The 20,049-nt window shown below is 64.3% G+C and carries 18 protein-coding genes and 1 pseudogene; 8 read left to right on the forward strand and 11 right to left on the reverse strand.

What is annotated here, in order from left to right; genetic code table 11:
* Positions 1-13 precede the first annotated feature (13 nt).
* Positions 14-469, reverse strand: coding sequence for a hypothetical protein (locus ACZI8W_RS21700; protein WP_463370578.1), 456 nt, complete (start codon positions 467-469; stop codon positions 14-16).
* A gap of 96 nt (positions 470-565) precedes the next feature.
* On the opposite strand from ACZI8W_RS21700, the gene ACZI8W_RS21705 reads away from it, so the two are divergent.
* Positions 566-1,141 (forward strand): TetR/AcrR family transcriptional regulator, encoded by a 576-nt coding sequence (locus ACZI8W_RS21705; protein WP_463370579.1) that lies wholly within the window; start codon positions 566-568, stop codon positions 1,139-1,141.
* Positions 1,142-1,261: 120 nt separating this feature from the next.
* Here ACZI8W_RS21705 and ACZI8W_RS21710 read toward each other — a convergent pair whose 3' ends face one another.
* Entirely contained in the window at positions 1,262-2,719 is a 1,458-nt protein-coding gene (locus ACZI8W_RS21710) for a catalase (protein ID WP_463370580.1), read from the reverse strand.
* Positions 2,720-3,019: 300 nt separating this feature from the next.
* On the opposite strand from ACZI8W_RS21710, the gene ACZI8W_RS21715 reads away from it, so the two are divergent.
* Complete coding sequence (locus ACZI8W_RS21715) at positions 3,020-3,808, forward strand: DUF5602 domain-containing protein (protein WP_463370581.1); 789 nt, start codon at positions 3,020-3,022, stop codon at positions 3,806-3,808.
* Here ACZI8W_RS21715 and ACZI8W_RS21720 read toward each other — a convergent pair.
* The 4 genes and pseudogenes from ACZI8W_RS21720 to ACZI8W_RS21735 form a co-directional block, all read right to left on the reverse strand.
* Positions 3,786-4,037 (reverse strand): annotated as a pseudogene (locus ACZI8W_RS21720) (pentapeptide repeat-containing protein); the annotation flags it as partial. The gene ACZI8W_RS21715 and the pseudogene ACZI8W_RS21720 sit on opposite strands and share 23 nt — an antisense overlap.
* A gap of 446 nt (positions 4,038-4,483) precedes the next feature.
* Positions 4,484-5,119 carry a hypothetical protein gene (locus ACZI8W_RS21725; protein ID WP_463370663.1) on the reverse strand — a complete coding sequence of 212 codons (636 nt, stop codon included), beginning with the start codon at positions 5,117-5,119 and terminating at the stop codon, positions 4,484-4,486.
* Between the two features lie 87 nt (positions 5,120-5,206).
* Positions 5,207-6,706, reverse strand: a complete 1,500-nt coding sequence (locus ACZI8W_RS21730) for a flavin-containing monooxygenase (RefSeq protein WP_463370582.1) — start codon at positions 6,704-6,706, stop codon at positions 5,207-5,209.
* 14 nt (positions 6,707-6,720) lie between these two features.
* Positions 6,721-7,299 (reverse strand): TetR/AcrR family transcriptional regulator, encoded by a 579-nt coding sequence (locus ACZI8W_RS21735; RefSeq protein ID WP_463370583.1) that lies wholly within the window; start codon positions 7,297-7,299, stop codon positions 6,721-6,723.
* Positions 7,300-7,470: 171 nt separating this feature from the next.
* Here ACZI8W_RS21735 and ACZI8W_RS21740 point away from each other — a divergent pair, with 171 nt between their 5' ends.
* Positions 7,471-7,950: a MaoC family dehydratase gene (locus ACZI8W_RS21740; RefSeq protein ID WP_463370584.1), complete on the forward strand. Its 480-nt coding sequence runs from the start codon at positions 7,471-7,473 to the stop codon at positions 7,948-7,950.
* 86 nt (positions 7,951-8,036) lie between these two features.
* Here ACZI8W_RS21740 and ACZI8W_RS21745 read toward each other — a convergent pair whose 3' ends face one another.
* The 3 genes from ACZI8W_RS21745 to ACZI8W_RS21755 all read right to left on the reverse strand — a co-directional run bounded on the left by ACZI8W_RS21745 (position 8,037) and on the right by ACZI8W_RS21755 (position 11,642).
* The gene (locus ACZI8W_RS21745) at positions 8,037-9,068 is read right to left on the reverse strand and encodes an aspartate-semialdehyde dehydrogenase (protein ID WP_463370585.1); all 1,032 of its coding nucleotides are present in this window, start codon (positions 9,066-9,068) and stop codon (positions 8,037-8,039) included.
* 2 nt (positions 9,069-9,070) lie between these two features.
* Positions 9,071-10,336: an aspartate kinase gene (locus ACZI8W_RS21750; protein ID WP_463370586.1), complete on the reverse strand. Its 1,266-nt coding sequence runs from the start codon at positions 10,334-10,336 to the stop codon at positions 9,071-9,073.
* Between the two features lie 79 nt (positions 10,337-10,415).
* The gene (locus ACZI8W_RS21755) at positions 10,416-11,642 is read right to left on the reverse strand and encodes a glycoside hydrolase family 183 protein (protein WP_463370587.1); all 1,227 of its coding nucleotides are present in this window, start codon (positions 11,640-11,642) and stop codon (positions 10,416-10,418) included.
* A 340-nt stretch (positions 11,643-11,982) separates the two neighbouring features.
* Between ACZI8W_RS21755 and leuA the strand changes: the two genes are divergently transcribed.
* The 5 genes from leuA (at position 11,983) to ACZI8W_RS21780 (ending at position 18,192) form a co-directional block, all read left to right on the forward strand.
* Positions 11,983-13,794, forward strand: a complete 1,812-nt coding sequence (leuA, locus tag ACZI8W_RS21760; protein ID WP_463370588.1) for a 2-isopropylmalate synthase — start codon at positions 11,983-11,985, stop codon at positions 13,792-13,794.
* 263 nt (positions 13,795-14,057) lie between these two features.
* Positions 14,058-14,435 carry an SHOCT domain-containing protein gene (locus tag ACZI8W_RS21765; protein WP_463370589.1) on the forward strand — a complete coding sequence of 126 codons (378 nt, stop codon included), beginning with the start codon at positions 14,058-14,060 and terminating at the stop codon, positions 14,433-14,435.
* A gap of 108 nt (positions 14,436-14,543) precedes the next feature.
* The gene (locus tag ACZI8W_RS21770; protein ID WP_463370590.1) at positions 14,544-15,797 is read left to right on the forward strand and encodes a Mur ligase family protein; all 1,254 of its coding nucleotides are present in this window, start codon (positions 14,544-14,546) and stop codon (positions 15,795-15,797) included.
* A complete protein-coding gene (locus ACZI8W_RS21775; RefSeq protein WP_463370591.1) occupies positions 15,790-16,500 on the forward strand; it encodes a type 1 glutamine amidotransferase in 711 nt (236 codons plus the stop codon). Before ACZI8W_RS21770 ends, ACZI8W_RS21775 begins: the two co-directional genes overlap by 8 nt.
* 312 nt (positions 16,501-16,812) lie before the next feature.
* Positions 16,813-18,192 (forward strand): MBL fold metallo-hydrolase, encoded by a 1,380-nt coding sequence (locus tag ACZI8W_RS21780; RefSeq protein WP_463370592.1) that lies wholly within the window; start codon positions 16,813-16,815, stop codon positions 18,190-18,192.
* Between the two features lie 13 nt (positions 18,193-18,205).
* Here ACZI8W_RS21780 and ACZI8W_RS21785 read toward each other — a convergent pair whose 3' ends face one another.
* The gene (locus ACZI8W_RS21785; RefSeq protein ID WP_463370593.1) at positions 18,206-19,090 is read right to left on the reverse strand and encodes an SDR family NAD(P)-dependent oxidoreductase; all 885 of its coding nucleotides are present in this window, start codon (positions 19,088-19,090) and stop codon (positions 18,206-18,208) included.
* Between the two features lie 5 nt (positions 19,091-19,095).
* A complete protein-coding gene (locus ACZI8W_RS21790) occupies positions 19,096-20,001 on the reverse strand; it encodes an LLM class F420-dependent oxidoreductase (RefSeq protein WP_463370594.1) in 906 nt (301 codons plus the stop codon).
* Positions 20,002-20,049 lie beyond the last annotated feature (48 nt).

Genomic DNA, 20,049 nt, shown 5'->3' on the forward strand with positions numbered 1-20,049 from the left:
GATCAGGGAATGTTCATTCCTCGATCCGATCGATGACGGGAAGCCAGGCGATCGCCAGAGTGATGGCGCCGAATGCAGCCAGAGCGATGCTCACAATGCGCCACGACAGCGGCAGAATGGGCGTGTCATACTCGGAGACCACGGCCGCGAAGATCAACAGCGCACTCCCCACGAGGAAGCAGGCCGTGGACCACGATCGTGCCCACCTCACGCCGCGCCACGTCGCGGCGAGAGCACTTCCCCAGCCCACCACCCCGAGCCCGAAGACGCCGTACAGGAAGACCCAGGGAACGATCGGATCGGGAACCTCACCATACGGCGTGTAAACCTCGCGGACACGCGATGCAACACCGTCACTCGTCACCTGATCCACGGCCATCCAGATCAGGGTCATCACCGTGGCAGCCAGCCCCAGCCCCAAACAGATCGACAGCGCAAGCCGCCTCGACGCCGTGCGTTCCTTGCGCATGCACACTCCAATCTGAGAGTTACTTCCAATTGATAGCAACTCTAGAAAAAGTGAGACCATGAGTCAACTGCTAGTGACTTGCAGTATGGTGGGCAGGTGGCAGCAGGACTGAGAGAGCGCAAACGACGAGCAGCAATGCGCCAGATCCAACGAACCGCCCTCGACCTCTTCGACGAGTACGGCTTTCACCAGGTCAGTGTCGAACAGATCGCCGACGCGGCCGAAGTCTCGCCGTCCTCGGTCTACCGGTACTTCGGCACCAAGGAGGGCATCGTCCTGGCCGATGACTTCGACGCCTTGAGCGAAGCCGAACTCAACACCCTTATCGACCCGCACGACCTCGTCGGCACCGTGCGAACTGTGGTCGCGCGATTCGAGCCGTCTTCAGACCGACGGGACCCCGACGGGGGCCTGGCTCTGCGTCGCATCCGCTATTTCTTCGACGAACCATCCGTCCGCAAGGCGTCCTACGAAACTTTGGCCGATGCTGCTGAACGGCTCGCTCCGATCCTCACCGCATCCGGCGGATTCACACCCGCCGAGGCCCACATCATGTCGTCAGCATTGATCTTCGGCTACTTCTCAGCCGTCGAGCAGTGGTACCGCAATCCCAACGGCCCCGCCATTGCCGATCTCCTAGACGACGCACTCGGGGCTCTGCGCCGCCTCTGACCGGAAGGAACCACCATTGGACCAGGGGAGACAGCATCCTCGCCACCCTGAGCACGGGTGGCGCACAGACGACAGCGGGGCCGCCCGCCTGAGCGGACGACCCCGACAAGTGAGCCGGATCTAGCTAGGTCGTTCCCCCTTGAGTGCCGCGATTGCTTTCGCGACCCCCTCGCCGTAAGCGGGGTCGCACTGGGTGCAGTTGTCGATATGCCGCTGTACCACGATCTCCTCGGCACCGTCGATCGCGCGCGCCGTGTTGTCGAACAGGGCCTGCTTCTGCTCATCGCTCATGTTGTTGAACAACGCACGTGGCTGCGCAAAATAGTTGTCGTCGTCTTCACGGAAGTTCCACGCATCGGCGACATCGCCGACCGACTGCGGTGGATTGCGGTACTCCGCCTGTTCCTGCCACTGACCGTAACTGTTCGGTTCGTAGTGCAGCTTGCCACCGTGGTTGCCGTCGACCCGCATCCCGCCATCGCGATGGAAGCTGTTGACACCGTTCCTCGGAGCATTGACGGGAATCTGGAAGTGGTTGACCCCCAAACGATACCGTTGTGCGTCACCGTAGGAGAACAGACGTCCTTGGAGCATTTTGTCGGGAGAGAAACTGATACCCGGGACCACGTGTGCGGGGTTGAACGCGGCCTGCTCGACCTCGGCGAAGTAGTTGTCCGGGTTGCGGTTGAGCTCCCACTCGCCGACCTCGATGAGCGGGTAGTCGCCCTTCGGCCACACTTTCGTCAGGTCGAATGGATGGTAGGGCACCTTCGCGGCGTCGGCCTCCGGCATGATCTGCACGCACAACTTCCACTTCGGGAAGTCGCCGGCCTCGATCGCGTCGAAGAGATCTCGCTGGTGACTCTCCCGGTCGGTACCGACGAGTTCGGCAGCCTCGGCGTCCGTGAGGTTCTCGATGCCCTGCTGGACACGGTGGTGGAACTTCACCCAGAAGCGCTCACCTTCGGCGTTGATGAAGCTGAAGGTGTGCGATCCGAAACCGTGCATGTGCCGGTACGAAGCGGGAATACCGCGGTCGCTCATCACGATGGTGACCTGATGCAGCGACTCCGGAAGATTCGTCCAGAAGTCCCAGTTGTTGTTGGGGCTACGGAGATTCGTGCGTGGGTCGCGCTTGACGGCGTGGTTGAGGTCGGGAAACTTCAATGGGTCGCGGAAGAAGAAGACCGGCGTGTTGTTGCCGACGAGATCCCAGTTGCCGTCCTCGGTGTAGAACTTGACCGCGAAGCCGCGGATGTCGCGTTCGGCGTCGGCTGCGCCACGCTCGCCGGCGACGGTGGAGAACCGGGCGAACAGTTCGGTCTTCTTGCCGACCTCGGAGAAGATCTTGGCGGTCGTGTACTGCGAGATGTCGTTGGTGACGGTGAACGTCCCGTACGCACCAGACCCCTTCGCGTGCATTCGGCGTTCCGGGATGACCTCGCGGTCGAAGTGTGCAAGCTTCTCGAGGAACCAGACGTCCTGGAGGAGCTGGGGGCCCCGTGGTCCGGCCGTGATGACGTTCTGATTGTCGGGGACGGGGGCGCCTGCGCCGGTCGTCAACTTGTCCTGGGTCATTATCGTCCCTCCGTAGGCATGCGCGGGTGTGCGTGCGTTGAGTCGAAGTTCGTATCCAGTTGTCGCTCTACCACTCCGGGCTGCGGAGCGGCGGGTCGCTAGCGTTCCACAACGTGGGCTCGCGCTGTGTTGCCAGTCACACTTCATCACCTTTTCTTGAATAGGTCAAGAAAACGAGGCACAAAGTCCCGATGTACCGGCGGGCAGAACCGGAACATCACGATTCAACGTACCCGGCACGGGACCGGCCGTCAGGGGAATACCATCCGAATCACCAGCCGCATGCATCGCAGGGGAACCATGGCCATTCGAACACGCTCGCCCTTGCTCGTCACTGCGGCATGCGCGCTACTCGTGGCCACCTCCCACGCCGCGCACGCAGGCGGAATGTCGGGGGTCGTCAGCGCCGACGAGGTGTCGATCGGGGCCGGCAGCGCACATACCTATGTCGCGTTCGACGACGACCGGACACCGACCGCGGTCGGTGTCCGCCTCGACGCCGCCGCTCTCGACGAGCTTCCGATCGGGATGTTGCCGACCACGCAGGAGTACGTCCTGTCGCTACCTGAGCAGGCCGCGACGACGATTTTCGATCACGTGTCCCTGAACTGGAATTCGCACGGTCACAACCCGGAGCACGGTTTCGACATCCCCCATATCGACGTGCACTTCTATCTGATCGACGCGGCAGCCAGAGCCTCGATCGATCCGCTGAAGCCGGGCTACATCGAAGCGTCCACCCGACTCCCCGACCCCCGGTATCTACCGGACGGTTACGCAGCCGGCGACGATCCACTTCTGGGAACGGTTCCGGGCATGGGGCTGCACTGGCTCGACACCGGCGAACACGATCACCACTTCACCGAAACCGTGCTGCACGGGACGTGGGACGGGCAGGTCGTGTTCATCGAGCCGATGATGACCCGCGAGTGGCTCACGTCGAAGCCGGATCTGCACGAAGGCCTACCCCAACCCGCCGCCTACCAGCAGTCGGGTGCCTACCCCACGACCTACTCTGTCACCTGGGACGAGGCCGCGCAGGAATACGTCGTCGAACTCGGCGGGCTCACACCGAGGGAACAGTCGTAGGCCTCAGCCCCGCGCGACCTCGAGTCCCTGCGCCCGCGTACGCCAACGCCTGCCCGAACTCGATCTTCGCGCCCCGTAGGCTCGCGGAGACCCACAGCATCGCGTCGATTCGGGCGCCGGTCAGGTCCGCCCCGTCGAGCTGCAACCCGCCGGCACGCACACCGCTGAGGTCGGCGCCGACGAGCAGCGCTTCACGCAGATCGGCCTCGACCAGGTTCGCCTCCCGCAATATCGTGGAATGTGCAGCCCACGCATTCTTGACGGCGCCACTGCCCACCCGGCTCCGAGCCGGGCCCGGCGGTCGCGGTATGTCACGGTGATCATGCTCGCAGAGGGGTTCGACACAGTCTCGGGCGTGCCCTGCGCGAGGTGTCCCGTCCACGCCGGACCCGACCTCGGTGAGCAGGCACCGGCATCCGGGTCCTGAGGGAACCCTCGGTAGGGGGTCTGCGGGTGCATGTCCCGGGTACGGCCCACTCGGCTGGTGTCACGCGTCTTGTGGAATAGATTCGATCATGTTTGTTCACATCTATTCACAGAATGTCGAGCAGTTCACAACCCCACGATCGTGTCGGATGTTGTGTCGAAGGCTGGGTCGTTCATGCTCCCAGTGTTCACCATCGCAGTGTTCACCATCAGGCCTCACGCCGATCTTCGGCATCGGCACCTCCGGCGCTACCGCGCGATGCGGGCCGGCCCGGTCGCCATCGAACCGGACGTGATGACGATTCCGTGATGGGTTCCCGACCGCAGCCAGCGGCTCAGCGTCGGGCCGTCGGCATCCACCGTCACCCGTGCATACCGGAAGCGACCACGAAGACGCGCAGAAGCCCTATGAAGTTCTCCGCTCACGCCCGGCTGCGCGAACGTCAGACCCCCGACGATGGGCAGTTGCGGCCCCCGCGGGAATGCCAAGGTCCGGACCTTCCACCCCTCGCCGGTTGCGGTGAACTCGCCCAGGACGTCTCCGCCGAAGTCGGCGAGCACCTTCGGCAATCTCCAGTGCTCACGGCCACCGTGTACCGACGGTTCGGAATCGACGGCGATGAACGGCACCGCCATCGCGGGGATCAGCCCCCGGCGCAACACCGGGCTCGCCAGGATCTCGCGATACGGGCCCACCGGAGAATCCAGGTAGTCGACCATCATCGCGAGCGTCATGGGCACGATCGGTCCGTCGGGCCCGTATTCACGAGCACCGGGAGTGCTACGGTGCCACCACAGGGTGGCGCGCACGTTCGCCGGCCACGGTGGTGGTGGCGACACCGGCCGGTCGATACGGTCGTCGTCGCTTTCAGGCACGCTCCACAGCATCGTCGGGCCTCCTCACGTCGGATCGTGAACTGTTGCCTCCGACACCGGCTCCGGCCATTACCAGCACGCCGAAGTAGGCCATCCTCATGCTCCCGTGTTCGCGGCCCGCAGGTCGTAGTTCTCTGCATCGAACTGCTTGGTCCGATTGCGGTAATGCCAGGTGAAGGTCGGCCACATCACCGAGTTCCGGCCGGTCCTGTCGAGGTACCAACTGCTGCAGCCACCGGTGTTCCAGACCGTACCGGCCAGCATAGGGTCGAGTTCCTCGGCGAAGCGACGCTGTGCGTCGGCTCTGACCTCCACCGCATCCAGACGACGGGCACGCATGACCCGCAGGACGGCGGCGATGTACGCCGCCTGGGACTCGAGCATGTACACGATGGAGCTGTGTCCGAGATTGGTGTTCGGGCCGTACATGAGGAACAGGTTCGGGAACCCATTGACGCTGATTCCCAGGTGCGCCGAAGGGCTTCCGTTCCATACTTCCGTGAGAGTCCGTCCGTGCTCCCCTCGGACATGTTGTGCGACGGGAGGCTCGGACGGCGCGAATCCGGTTCCGAAGATGATCGTGTCGACGGGATATTCATTGCCGTCGGCGTCGACGACTCCGTTCTCGGTCACCGACGTCAGCGCCGACGACACGAGCTCGACATTGCTTCGGGTGATTGCCGGGAACCAATCGTTGGACAACAGAATTCGCTTGCAGGTGATGGCGAAGTCCGGCGTGAGGCGGTTCCGCAGCTCCGGGTCGGACACCTGCTTGCGCAGGAACGAACGGGCACGCTTCTCGAACAGCGGCAACGCGTACTTCCGCGCGAACGGTTTCGTCATGCCGACGACGTACATTTCCTTCTGGCCGTACACAGCACCGCGAACGGCTCTCTGGATCGCGGGGAATCGGCGGTACAGCGATCGCACAGGTGAAGCGATTCCATGATCGCGCTTGGGCATCACCCACGAAGCGGTGCGCTGGAACAGCGCGAGGCGTTCGACCTTGCCGACGATCTCGGGAACGAACTGGATTGCCGATGCGCCAGTACCGATCACCGCGACCCGCGCGCCCGTCAGATCATGGTTGTGGTCCCACTCTGCGGAGTGAAACATGGTGCCGCTGAACACTTCCAGACCAGCAACCTTAGGCAGAGTGGGTGTAGACAGCGCACCTGTCGCGGCAACGAGCACGTCGGCAGTGAGGTTGCCGCGCGAGGTCGACACCACCCATCGCGCGCGCTCTCCGTCCCACTGCGCGTCGCGCAGTTCGCACCCGAACACCGTCCGTTCGGTGACCCCCTGCTGGCGGGCAACCGTTTGCAGGTATGCGTAGATCTCCGCCCGGGTACCGTGTGCCCTCGCCCACTCGGATTCCGGAGCGAAGGAGAAGGAGTACAGCGCACTCGGAACATCGCACGCAGCACCGGGGTACGTGTTCTCCCGCCAGGTTCCACCGACGTCATCGCCGCGTTCGACGACGAGCACGTCGGCTCCGGGATCGTCGCGCAGGAGGGTGGCAGCCATGCCGATTCCGCCGAACCCCGCGCCGACGATGAGGGTACGTACATGTTCGGGGAGAGCCGTCCGACTCACTGCGCCCTCAGGTCTCACGGCATCACCAGAGCCTTCCACGTGGGGAGCAGCCACTCCCGAAACGCACGATCGGATTCAGGAGTGCGCATCAGTGCCGACACCGCAAGTCCTCGAGCCAGTTCGATGCTGAGATCGATCGCCTCGGGACTCAGCCGATCGCCCATGATCTCCAGCATCCCCACGCGCAGCGCATCGGACACCTTGCGCTCGAGTGGGATCATCGCGGCGTGCAACGCCGGATCGGTACGCGCCGCGACCCACAATTCGAGCGCGGCGTCGAACAGCGGCCCGGAGAACGCGTCCATCAGCGTCTCGATCCCGAGTTCGGGATCCGGTTCCGCTTCGAGGATTTCGACGAGTCGCTTGTCGACGAGATGCTCCACAGCCGCGACCACCAGGGCATCCTTGGTCGGGAAGTGGTGGAGCTGCGCCCCGCGCGACACCCCTGCCCGCTTGGCGATGCGCTGGGTGCTGGTGCTCGAATAGCCCGATTCGACGAGGGAGTCGATCGTCGCGTCGAGCAACTTCGCGCGAGTCTCCGCGGTGCGTTGCGCTTGGGTTCGTGAACCCGTCGTAGCAGTGTCGTGGATCACGCGACCGAGCGTAACGGTAAAACAACAAACAGTCCAGACTGCTTTGATCTTAAACCTACGGTACCGCAGGGTGTCGAGACCGATTCGATACCCAACCCGAAACCAAAGCAACGCCTGCAGAGAAGAATCACATACGTGCACAGTGCAATACCGAGCAGTAAGGAAGTCCGTATGACGTCGACCGAAATCACCGGCACCCACGTGTCCACCCTCGCCGAACTTGCCGGTCACGTCGGCAAGCCTCTCGGCCTCAGCTCCTGGATCACCATCGGGCAGGATCGGATCGATACTTTCGCCGACGCCACCGACGACCATCAGTGGATTCACATCGACCCCGAACGCGCGGCGAGGGAAAGCCCGTTCGGCGGGCCGATCGCACACGGATATCTGACGCTCTCGCTGATCATCCCGATGTGGTACGAGGTACTGAAAGTCGACAGCGTGACGCTGGCCCTCAACTACGGACTCGGCAAAGTTCGATTGACCAACCCGGTGCCCGCCGGTAGCCGAGTACGACTCGACGCAACCCTCAAATCGCTCGACGAACTACCCGAGGGCGGCGTCCAGATCGTCATCGAGGGCGTGATCGAACTCGAGAACAGCGAACGGCCCGCAGTGGTCGTCGAGGCGATCTATCGCATGTTCGAGTAGCAGGCCCCCACCCCGAATGAGCGAATGGCTCCTTCGATCGAGTAGATCGATCGAAGGAGCCATTCGCTCGAGAAGACAGGGAAGTGCTACACCAGGAGCTCTGCGATCTGAATAGTGTTGAGCGCAGCACCCTTACGGAGGTTGTCGCCCGAGACGAACAGTGCGAGGCCACGACCTTCGGGAGCACCGGGATCCTGGCGGATGCGACCCACCAGCGACACATCGTCGCCGGCAGCCGCGAGCGGCGTCGGTACGTCGACCAGCTTGACGCCCGGAGCCGACGCAAGAACTTCCTGCGCGCGTGCGGGTGAGAGCGGACGCTCGAATTCAGCGTTGATCGACAGCGAATGCCCCGTGATGACCGGGACGCGAACGCACGTACCCGACACGAGCAGGTCGGGGAGCCCGAGAATCTTGCGCGACTCGTTGCGCAACTTCTGATCCTCGTCGGTCTCACCGGTACCGTCGTCGACGATCGCTCCGGCCATCGGGAGAACGTTGAATGCGATCGGCGCGACATACTTGTCGGGCGCCGGAAAATCGACGGCACTGCCGTCGTGCACGAGCTTCTCGGCGTCGCCGATGACGGCGCGTGCCTGACCGAGGAGTTCCTCGACGCCGGCAATGCCGCTTCCCGACACGGCCTGGTAGCTCGAGATCACCAGACGCTGCAGGCCCGCTTCGTCGTGTAGGGCCTTGAGGACGGGCATCGCCGCCATGGTCGTGCAGTTCGGGTTGGCGATGATGCCCTTCGGCGGGTTCTTCGCCTCCTCAGGGTTGACCTCACTCACCACGAGCGGAACCTCGGGGTCCTTGCGCCAGGCAGACGAGTTGTCGACGACGGTGGCTCCGGCCGCGGCGAACCGCGGTGCCTGCTCACGCGACAGGGTGCCGCCTGCCGAGAACAGGGCGATGTCGATGCCCTTCAAATCCTCGTCGGAGGTCGCAGCCGCGTCCTCGACCACGATCTCCTCACCGCGGAACGGCAGCTTCTTGCCGGCCGAGCGGGCGGATGCGAAGAACCGCACCTTGTCGGCCGGGAAGTTGCGCTCCTCGAGCAGGGTGCGCATGACGATGCCGACCTGTCCGGTCGCGCCGACTACAGCGATTGTGGTCATGATTACCGTCCCGTCCCTGCATGCACGACGGCTTCTTCCGCGCCGCCGAGCTCGAACGCGGCGTGGAGCACACGCACCGCGTCGTCGAGTTCGTTGTCGTCGACCAGCACCGAGATGCGGATCTCGGAGGTCGAGATGAGGTCGATGTTGATACCGGCGTCCGCCAACGCCTCGCAGAACTTGGCGGTGACGCCGGGGTGACTCTTCATGCCCGCACCGACGAGCGACACCTTGCCGATGTGGTCGTCGAACAGCACCTGGGTGAAGCCGATCTCTTCCTGCCGCTTGCTGAGCAGTTCGACGGCGCGCGGGCCGTCGGAGGTCGGCAGCGTGAAGGTGATGTCGGTCTTGCCGGTCTCCACCTTCGAGATGTTCTGCAGCACCATGTCGATGTTGATTTCGGCGTCGGCGACAGCGCGGAACACCTTCGCGGCGTAGCCGGGCGTGTCGGGAAGTCCGACAACAGTGATCTTCGATTCGCTGCGATCGTGTGCAACGCCGGTGATCAGGGCTTCTTCCACGGGGATGTCCTCCATCGATCCGGTCACGAGGGTACCGGGCTTGGTGGTGTACGACGAACGAACGTGCACGGGCACGTTGTAGCGGCGGGCGTACTCGACGCAGCGCAGCATCAGGACCTTGGCCCCACATGCTGCAAGTTCGAGCATCTCCTCGAAGGAGACCTTGTCGAGTCGCTGCGCATCCTTGACGATGCGCGGGTCGGCGCTGAACACGCCGTCGACGTCGGTGTAGATCTCACAGACGTCCGCGTTCAGTGCTGCGGCAAGCGCGACAGCGGTGGTGTCGGACCCACCACGACCGAGCGTCGTGATGTCCTTGCTGTCCTGGCTGACGCCCTGGAAGCCGGCGACGAGCACAATGCTGCCTTCGTCGAGCGCGGTACGCACTCGACCGGGCGTCACGTCGATGATCTTCGCCTTACCGTGACTGGCGGTGGTGATGACGCCCGCCTGAGAGCCGGTGAACGACCGGGCTTCGGCACCGAGCGAATGGATCGCCATGGCGACGAGGGAGTTGGAGATGCGCTCACCCGAGGTGAGGAGCATGTCCATTTCGCGCGCCGGCGGAGCCGGGCAGACCTGTTGAGCCAGGTCGAGGAGTTCATCGGTCGTGTCGCCCATCGCCGAGACGACCACGACGACATCGTTGCCCGCCTTCTTCGTCTCGACGATCCTTTCAGCGACGCGCCGGATCCGTTCGGCCGTCGCGACCGATGATCCTCCGTACTTCTGGACGACGAGTGCCACGCTGGCGAACCTCCGGGGGTCTTGGGTACAAGTCCAGGAAGCAAGCTTACCGATGTCGGCGGGCCAGGCAGGTCCCGCCCTATCCGGATACAGTCGTATGCAGAAGCATGACGTTGTAATCACTCCAGCGTGACGCCGTGAAATAGAGGTCGTCGCCCGACGACCACGGGTGGATGAACGGAGCGTAGAGACCGCCGACCTCGTCGTGGGTCACGAGCGCGCGAGGTTCGCTCCACGGCCCCTCGGGAGACGACGCCGTACGAAGCTCGATTGCACCGCTCGCGTCATTCCCGTAGAGCATGACGAACGTCTCGCCGGTGAAGTGCACCGACAGCTCGCCGACCGCCCCCGGGAGGATCGGAACCGCACGGTCGACATCACCCGGAATCCAACCGTCGGCGGTCCAGTACTCGTATGCAGCGAGGTCGAGAATCCGATGTTCGGGAACTCGTGAGAGGAACGCGGCACCGAATCTCCCCTGCGGAGTCCCGTAGTCGTAGAGGTAACCGCCGTGTCGTACGTATGCGTGCTGCTGGAAATTGGCATTGCCCACCGACAGCTGCTGGATACCCGGAATATCGAGGGGAACGTTGAGTCGCGCGGTGGCCGGGTCGACCTGCCAGGTCTCGCCGTTGTCGGCCGACGTGCCGATCATCGACGCGTTGGTCCACCATTCGCCGTGGTCACCCCAGGCCCGCACCGACATGAAGTTGATGTACTGCACCCCGTCGACGGAGATCCCCGCCGTGGGGATGACGGTCTTTTCGATCCCTTCGATCCCGAGCGCCCCCACGAGCTCACGGGAGAAATCGGGAGCGTGGGCGTGCACCGGTGATCCGGCGTGGATGTCGCCGGGAACCGGATCAGGTACGTCGATGCCGTCGGACAGCTCACTGTCTGCACTGCGCATGAGGACGTTGTGCCGCCATTCCTCCCCCGGCGAAGAGCAGTCGCCGAAGGTGTCGCCGAAGGCCATGAGGATTCTGCGGTCCGGCTCGGATGCGCCGTTGTCCCACATGATGGCCAGGTCCGTGCCCGAGATCGAGAATCGTGCATCGGTCCGGTTGTCGCTGTGTGGCCCGGTGACCCACGCGACGGCCCGTGTGGGGCCGGGTCCCAGGTCCGGAAGCCGCTCGTCGGGCGCATCGGGCAGGAAGTCGAAGCTGCCGCCACTGCCGAGCCCGCTATCACTGGGGCTTTCGTGACCGCACGGCTCAGCACCGGCCTGCGTGGCAAACGGCACCATTCCACCCAATGCAAGGACCAGGGCGCAGCCTCCGGCGGCTGCTGTCCTCAGAGCCTGCATGAACTACACCCCTTGCCACTCGTCTGTTACTTATGTGACTGGTGATACTCGAGTTTCTCTCTGAGCACAGTAGAACGTCAGGGCACGACCATGCGGGAAGCACTGATTTCGATCGGGTCACGACTGCACCGCGTTCAGACCACCGACCATCCGGCCGACGCAGGCGGACGGCCCCTGGGCGAAGCCCGGTAGCGCGCGTTACACTGCTTGGCATGCAGCGCGCGCTTCTCCTCGGCCGCCGCGGCGGGATTTGACCAGACCGGCCTCCCGTCGCGGGGTTTCGTCGCGCCGGTCGATATCCTGATCTGGACTCACAAGTCCCCTTTTCTTGGAGTACGTCATGTCACCCGCCGACGCTTTCACTTCCAATTCGCGCAACATCACGCCGCCGAGCAAGCCTGCTCCCGCCGACCAGGCACCGTGGAACACGCAGAAGAACTCGTCCATGCCGACCTACCGGTACCGGCCTTTCGCCGAAGAGGTAGAGCCTGTCGCGCTGCCCGACCGGACCTGGCCCGACAAGATCATCGACCGCGCCCCGAGTTGGTGCGCCGTCGATCTGCGCGACGGCAACCAGGCACTCATCGACCCGATGAGCCCGGCACGCAAACGCCGCATGTTCGACCTGCTGGTCCGCATGGGCTACAAGGAGATCGAGGTGGGCTTCCCGTCGGCGAGCCAGACCGATTTCGATTTCGTCCGGGAGATCATCGAGGACAACGCGATCCCGGACGACGTCACCATCCAGGTACTGACACAGTCGCGACCCGAGCTGATCACCCGCACCTTCGAGGCCTGCGCCGGCGCACAGAACGTGATCGTGCACTTCTACAACTCGACGTCGATCCTGCAGCGTCGGGTCGTGTTCAAGGCCGACCAGGGCACCATCAAGAAGATCGCAACCGACGCCGCGCACATGGTGATCGAGACGGCGAAGAACTACCCGGACACGAACTGGCGGTGGGAATATTCCCCCGAGTCGTACACCGGCACCGAACTGTCGTACGCCAAGGAGGTCTGCGACGCGGTCGTCGAGACCCTCGGTGGCAGCCCCGAAAACCCGGTCATCATCAACCTGCCCGCCACCGTCGAGATGGCAACGCCGAACGTCTACGCCGACTCGATCGAGTGGATGCACCGAAATCTGGCCAAGCGCGACTCGATCATCCTGTCGCTGCACCCGCACAACGACCGGGGTACCGGAGTTGCCGCCGCCGAGCTGGGCTACCAGGCCGGCGCCGACCGCATCGAGGGCTGCCTGTTCGGCAACGGTGAGCGCACCGGCAACGTGTGCATGGTGACGCTGGGCCTGAACATGTTCAGCCGCGGCGTCGACCCCCAGATCGACTTCTCGGACATCGATGAGATCCGACGGACCGTCGAGTACTGCAATCAGCTGCCCGTTCCGGAGCGTCATCCTTACGGCGGCGACCTGGTCTACACCGCGTTCTCCGGCAGCCACCAGGACGCGATCAACAAGGGTATGGACGTCATGAAGATCGACGCCGATGCTGCGGGCGCAGACGTCGACGACATCACCTGGGCAGTTCCGTACCTGCCGATCGACCCGAAAGACGTCGGCCGCAGCTACGAGGCCGTGATCCGGGTGAACTCGCAGTCCGGCAAGGGCGGCGTGGCGTACATCATGAAGCACGACCACGGACTGAATCTGCCCCGTCGCCTGCAGGTCGAATTCTCGCAGGCAGTGCAGAAGGTCACCGACGGCGAAGGCGGCGAGGTCAGCCCCAAAGAGATGTGGGACATCTTCAACGAGGAATACCTGGCCCCCATTTCTCCGCTCGAGCGCATCCGGCAGAAGGTGACGGCCGCCGAGACCGACGACGGCGAGGACTCCGTGGTCGCCGTACTGAAGGTCGACGGCGTCGAGAAGGAGATCACCGGCTCCGGAAACGGACCGCTGGCAGCATTCGTCGACGGCCTCGAATCCCTCGGATATCGCGTGGCGGTGCGCGGCTATGCCGAACACGCGATGTCCGCCGGTGACGACGCCAACGCCGCGGCGTTCGTCGAAGCCGACGTGACACGACCCGACGGCACCACCGCGCTGGTGTGGGGTGCGGGGATCGCACCGTCGATCACCGTCGCGTCGCTGCGCGCCGTCGTCTCGGCAGTCAATCGTGCCCACCGCTGACGCGACAGAGGTGAATCGCACCCCTCCCTGACGCGACACTCCGACAGCACGAACGCGGCGGGTCCGACAGGGCCCGCCGCGTTCGTCGTCTGCCCCGCTCATTTCGAAGATCTCAATACCCTGCAAAGGGACATTCGGGGCGGTAATCTTCTGATGGCATCTCGACAGCCGTCACAATCCCAAGCCTCGTGGGGTTGCGATACTCCGTCGAATTCCGAATTCAGTTTGCGCACAGGGCAGTCCATACACAGACGGAGAGTCACATGGATTTCTGGGACGTCATCTGGTTCATCATCGTGTCATTCGCCTTCATCGCTTACCTGATCATGCTGTGGATGATCATCAGTGATCTGTTCCGGAATCGAGAACAGTCGGGCTGGGTGAAGGCCGTCTGGATCGTCTTCCTGTTCATCGTGCCGTGGCTCACTGCCCTCGTGTACCTGATTGTGCACGGCGACGGAATGGCAAAACGGTCGGCGCGAGACGCCGCCGAGATCAAATCGGCGCAAGACGACTACATCCGAGATGTCGCGGGGAAGAAGTCTCCCGCCGAGCACATCTCCGATGCGAAAACCCTGCTCGACTCGGGCACGATCACCGAGGACGAGTTCCAAGTTCTGAAGGCGAAGGCACTGGCCTGATCCGTTCGAACGAATGGCACATCGCGTCCGGTGAACGAGACGAGGGATCCATTGGCTCGGCTTGGGCAGGGTACGAGCGCGTAACACGACTGTGGAAAACTCGCCGGGGTGGCTACTAGCACTGGAATCACCACGCGCGGACGCATCGCGCTACGCGCGGCCGAAGCGGCTGCGTGGGCATCACGCAAGGCCGGACGCGGCAACGGCTCGATGATCGGCGGGCTCATCGCCCTCAAGATCGATCCCGGCCTGATGACGCAGCTCGGCCGCGGGCGACGCACCGTGCTCGTTACCGGCACCAACGGTAAATCCACCACGACACGCATGACCGCGGCAGCGCTCGAGACTCTCGACTCCGTCGTGACCCAGCCCGACGGCGCGAACATGGATGCGGGCATCGTGTCGACGCTCGCGGCGAACCGCACCGCTCGGCTCGCCGCGATCGAAGTCGACGAGCTGCACACCCCGCACGTCGCCGATGCGCTCGAACCCGAAGCGATCGTGCTGCTCAACCTGACCCGGGATCAGCTCGACCGGGTCGGCGAGATCAACATGATCGAGCGCAAACTTCGCGCCGCGCTGCAGAGCCACACCGGCGCGACGATCATCGCCAACTGCGACGACGTGCTGGTGACCTCCGCCGCTTTCGACCACCCGAATGTCGTGTGGGTCGCGGCCGGAGCCGGGTGGGCAGGCGACTCCGTCAGCTGCCCCCGCACCGGCGAGCCCATCGTGCGCGATGGCGACCACTGGTACAGCACGGGGTCGGACTTCGCCCGGCCCACACCCGACTGGTGGGTCGACGACGACAATCTCTACGGACCCGACGGGCTCGTCCTTCCCTTGAAGCTGATCTTGCCGGGTCGCGCGAACCGCGGCAATGCGGCACAGGCCGTGGCCGCGGCCGTCGCGCTCGGCGCGGACCCGGCGAAATCCGCGGCGGCAGCGTCCGTGGTCGACGAGGTCGCAGGACGCTACAAGACCGTGCAGGTCGGTCCGCATTCCGTCCACATGCTGCTGGCGAAGAACCCGGCCGGCTGGCAAGAAGCGCTGTCGATGATCGATCCGACCGTCGACGGCCTGGTGATCGCGGTCAACGGTCAGGTACCGGACGGCGAGGACCTGTCGTGGCTGTGGGACGTGCGCTTCGAGCACTTCGAAGGGATCCAAGTGATTGCCGCGGGTGAGCGCGGCACCGACCTTGCCGTACGCCTGACATATGCCGGAGTCGACCACACGCTCGTTGCGGATCCGTTGCGCGCCATCGCCACATGCCCTCCCGGACGCGTGGAAGTACTCGCCAACTACACAGCGTTCCGGGATCTGAACACCGCGATCGCGAAAGGAGCCACCCGTGTCTGAGTCGACCGTGCGGATCGGACTCGTCCTGCCCGATGTCATGGGCACCTACGGTGACGGAGGCAACGCGCTGGTACTGCAGCAACGACTCCGGATGCGCGATCACGCTGCCGAAATCGTCGAACTGGGCCTCGGTGATCCCGTCCCCGATTCCCTCGACATCTACACGCTCGGCGGTGCCGAAGATGCGGCGCAGCGCCTCGCGACACGCCACCTCCAGCGCTACCCGGGTCTGCAGAAAGCGGCGGAACGCGGTGCACCCGTCCTGGCGATCTGCGCGGCCATCCAGGTGCTCGGGCACTGGTACGAAACCTCGTCCGGCGAACGGGTCGAGGGTGTGGGTCTCCTCGACGCGACGACGTCGCCGCAGCAGACCCGGGCGATCGGCGAAATCGTCGTTGCTCCGAGCAGCACGGGTCTCACCCTGCCGATCTCCGGCTTCGAGAACCACCGCGGTGGAACGACGCTCGGACCCGATGCGCGACCCCTCGGGAAGGTGACCCGCGGCGTGGGAAACGGCGTCGGCGACGGAAACGAAGGCGCTGTGCAGGGCTCTGTCTATGGAACCTATCTGCACGGCCCCGTGCTGGCACGTAATCCCGAGTTCGCCGACCACCTGCTCGTTCGTGCACTGGGTATCGAGTCGCTGCCGCCACTCGATCTACCGGAAGTCGAACAGCTCCGTCGGGAGCGCCTACGCACGTAGCAGATTCAGTTGTTCGGGATGTGGGTGAGGACCATTTCCACCTACCCCGAACAGGGGTTCGGCCCGTCGATTCGCTTTGCGCGATCTCCGGGCCGGATCTCTGCTTCACGAGCCTCTGTCGTCCTCGGACGTCTGCTCGATTCGCATCTCCGATGTTAGCTACATCACACCCTGTCCGTCAAGCGCAGTATTCTGATATCGCACTCCTGGCGCATCACGCAGCGCGTGCTGCACAACGGACGCGGATGACCACCGCACATTCTCGCCACGGACCGGTCGTCAAACACGACCCCTCGACGGGGAGGGACCCCGATGATCCTCGAGCAGTACTACCTCCAATGCCTCTCGCATGCGTCGTACCTGATCGGCGACGACACCACCGGCCGCGCAATCGTGGTGGATCCCCGCCGCGACGTCGGCGAATACCTGACCGATGCCGACCGCCTCGGCCTGCGCATCGAAGGCGTCGTCAACACCCATTTCCATGCCGATTTCGTATCCGGACATCTCGAACTCGTCGAGGCGACGGGTGCCTGGATCGGATTCGGTGAAGCGGCCGAAACCGAATACCCGATCCGACGCCTCGCACACGGCGAGCACATCTCGCTCGGAGAAGTGGACCTGGAGATTCTCTCCACACCCGGTCATACCTGGGAATCGATCAGCATCCTGGTGAGAGAGAATCCGGATGCCGAACCCACCGCGGTCCTCACCGGAGATTCGATGTTCATCGGCGACGTCGGCCGCCCCGATCTGGCGAATCTGGGGGACGGTTCGACGGCGGATCTCGCCCACGCCATGTATCGCACGATCCACCACACCTTGCTGAAGCTCCCCGACGACACCATCGTGATGCCCGCGCACGGCGCCGGATCCTCCTGCGGGAAGAACCTCTCGTCAGAGCTCACCTCGACGATCGGCCGGCAGCGCCTCACGAACCCCTCAGTGCAGCCGATGCCCGAGGACGAATTCGTCACCCTGATCACCGCGGGGCAGCCCGCAGCCCCCGGCTACTTCTCCACCGATGCCGAAATGAACAAGCACGTCCATCCGCTCCTGAGTTCCACGCGCACTGTCCCGGAGCTCTCCCCCACCGAGGTACGGAAGGAATCGGACTCCTGCACAGTGATTCTCGATGCCCGCGGCGTCGACGATTTCGCCACCGGACACCTACGCGGCTCCGTGAACGTCGGGTTCGACGGGCGATTCGCCGAGACGAGCGGGATGGTCGCCGAGGTGGGCGAACCGATCGTGCTGATCACCTACCCCGGCGAAGAACAGATGGCTGCACTCCGGCTCGCACGCATCGGCCAGGACAATGTGATCGGCTATCTCTGCGTCGACCACGACGGACGGTTCCCGGCCGAACTCACCGATCTGGTCCGCACCGCTCGTCGCATCGACGTAGACGAACTGCTGGAACTTCTCGCGGCCGACAGCATCACGCTGCTCGACATCCGCAATCCCGGTGAACGCGCCGCCGGGGCCATCGCCGGATCCGTCACGGTTCCGCTCGCACAACTCCGGACCAGGCTCGATCAGGTGCCGACAGGGAAGCCGATCGTCGTGCACTGCGCCGGCGGATGGCGGTCGAGTGTCGCTGCATCACTGTTGCGCGCGAAAGGTTTCCAAGACGTGACCGATCTGATCGGCGGGTACGGCGCGTGGGTCACCATGAAGGCCACGGCCTGATCCAGCGTCTCGGCTACGCCCCGGTTGCGTCGGCCAGGGTTGCATTGGCCAGAATCCGAGACGGAACATGGTTCGCCCACCCGGACTCGGGCCAGTTGAACCATCCCGACGAAGCGAAGGTCCCGCCGTCCGGGTGCAGTGTGGTGCCAGTGATGAACGACGACAGCTTCGACGCCAGGAACACCACACTGTTCGACACATCGGTGACATGCCCGGCCCGGCCCATCGGGATCGCGACGCGGACCCCTTCAGGCGTGGACAGGGACGAGTCGCCGCCGCCCAGCGAAGCGAGCTTGGCAAGGTTGGGTGTCGGAACATAGTCGGGCGCAACATTGTTGACTCGGATTCCGTCGGGCGCGACCTCGATCGAGAGCGTTCGTGCGAACTGCTCGACAGCCGCCTTCGCAGCCGAGTAGACGGCGAAACCCGGTGCCGCGCGATGCGCTTCGATGGTCGTGAGATTGATGATGCTTCCGCCGCGACCGCCGGCCTGCATTCGTGGCACCGCGAGCGAACATGCGTGGAGCACATGCGAGAGATTGGTGCGCAGGATCGCATCCCATCCCTTCGCGCCGGTGTCGACGAACTGTGCCCGGAACGTGCCGCCGACGATGTTGACAAGGGTGTCGACGCGACCCCAACGCTCGTCGACCTGCTCGAACAGCACTGTCAGCGCGTCGGGGTCGCGGGCGTCGCCCTGCGTAACGATGTGGTCGACGCCCTGCTTGTCGAGCACATCGCCCAGTTCTTTCACCGCGGTGTCGTCGAGGTCGATGACGGCGGGACGCACTCCGTTCGCGGCGAGATCCTCCACGATGGCGGCACCGAGGCCTCCGGCACCGCCGGTGACCACTGCGACCGTCGCGTCGAGCCCCGCGCGCTGTTCGAACCAGCTCATGGCGCTCATCTGCTTCCGATGTAGGTGGCGCCGAAGGACTCGAGGAAGTCTGTGGTGGCCGAGAGTCCGCCTATGGGACACGACACCAGTACCCAATCGACGCCTGCCTTCTCGAGTTGCTCGAGCACGTCGCGATGACGGTCGGCCTCGACAGGCGGCGACATGATTTCCTGGCTGTACGAGTAGACGACGTCGATGTGGTCGGTGCGGCCGGCCGTGACCGCCTGTGCACGAAGTTCGGCGATATCACCGCCGAGTTGCTCGACCGGGCCGAGCGCTGCGGTGCGCGCCGTGGTGCTCAGGGTCGCGCCGCCGGACATCGGCATCCAGCCCTGAGCACGCTGGGCAACGCGTCGTCTGGTCAGTGTGGAGTTGCCTCCGATCCAGATCGGGATCGGATCCTGGACGGGGCGAGGTCGGGCGATGATGTCCTGCGCACTGAAATGCCGCCCCTGATACGAGAAAGGTTCGCCGCTCCAGTGCAGCGGGAGCACGTCGAGCGCCTCGTCGAACAGGGCGTTGCGCTCGTCGAAGTCGACGCCGAGTGCATGGAATTCGCGCTTCAGGTACCCGGTTCCGATGCCGAGGGTGAACCGTCCGCCGGACAGCTTGTCGAGCGTGGCGGCGGCCTTCGCGAGCAGGAACGGATTGCGGTAGGGAACCACTGCAAGATAGGTGAGCAGCCTCAGTCGCTCGGTCGCGCCGGCCACGTATCCGAGCGCGACGAACGAGTCGAGGGTCTGGTGGCCTCCGCGGTCGAGCCACTTCGCACCCGGCGCCGGATGCTCACTGAAAGAAAACGCATCGAATCCGGCCCGCTCCGCCGCGACGGCAACGTCGCGCAGTGGTCCCGGATCGAGAACATCACCGTCGGAGCCGCTGGTCTCCGGGTAATGGAAGATGAAGCGCATCGCCTGCCTCGTCGCACCTGAGAATCCGACTAGGATTCTGAATCGAGA

The organism is Rhodococcus ruitaii (genome assembly GCF_055230935.1).

What these genes read in the sequence shown, in the direction of transcription:
- ACZI8W_RS21700 (WP_463370578.1), bottom strand. Translation starts at nt 469, where the DNA reads ATGCGCAAGGAACGCACGGCGTCGAGGCGGCTTGCGCTGTCGATCTGT.
- ACZI8W_RS21710 (WP_463370580.1), bottom strand. Translation starts at nt 2,719, where the DNA reads ATGACCCAGGACAAGTTGACGACCGGCGCAGGCGCCCCCGTCCCCGAC.
- ACZI8W_RS21715 (WP_463370581.1), top strand. Translation starts at nt 3,020, where the DNA reads ATGGCCATTCGAACACGCTCGCCCTTGCTCGTCACTGCGGCATGCGCG.
- ACZI8W_RS21740 (WP_463370584.1), top strand. Translation starts at nt 7,471, where the DNA reads ATGACGTCGACCGAAATCACCGGCACCCACGTGTCCACCCTCGCCGAA.
- ACZI8W_RS21745 (WP_463370585.1), bottom strand. Translation starts at nt 9,068, where the DNA reads ATGACCACAATCGCTGTAGTCGGCGCGACCGGACAGGTCGGCATCGTC.
- ACZI8W_RS21755 (WP_463370587.1), bottom strand. Translation starts at nt 11,642, where the DNA reads ATGCAGGCTCTGAGGACAGCAGCCGCCGGAGGCTGCGCCCTGGTCCTT.
- leuA (WP_463370588.1), top strand. Translation starts at nt 11,983, where the DNA reads ATGTCACCCGCCGACGCTTTCACTTCCAATTCGCGCAACATCACGCCG.
- ACZI8W_RS21765 (WP_463370589.1), top strand. Translation starts at nt 14,058, where the DNA reads ATGGATTTCTGGGACGTCATCTGGTTCATCATCGTGTCATTCGCCTTC.
- ACZI8W_RS21780 (WP_463370592.1), top strand. Translation starts at nt 16,813, where the DNA reads ATGATCCTCGAGCAGTACTACCTCCAATGCCTCTCGCATGCGTCGTAC.
- ACZI8W_RS21785 (WP_463370593.1), bottom strand. Translation starts at nt 19,090, where the DNA reads ATGAGCTGGTTCGAACAGCGCGCGGGGCTCGACGCGACGGTCGCAGTG.
- ACZI8W_RS21790 (WP_463370594.1), bottom strand. Translation starts at nt 20,001, where the DNA reads ATGCGCTTCATCTTCCATTACCCGGAGACCAGCGGCTCCGACGGTGAT.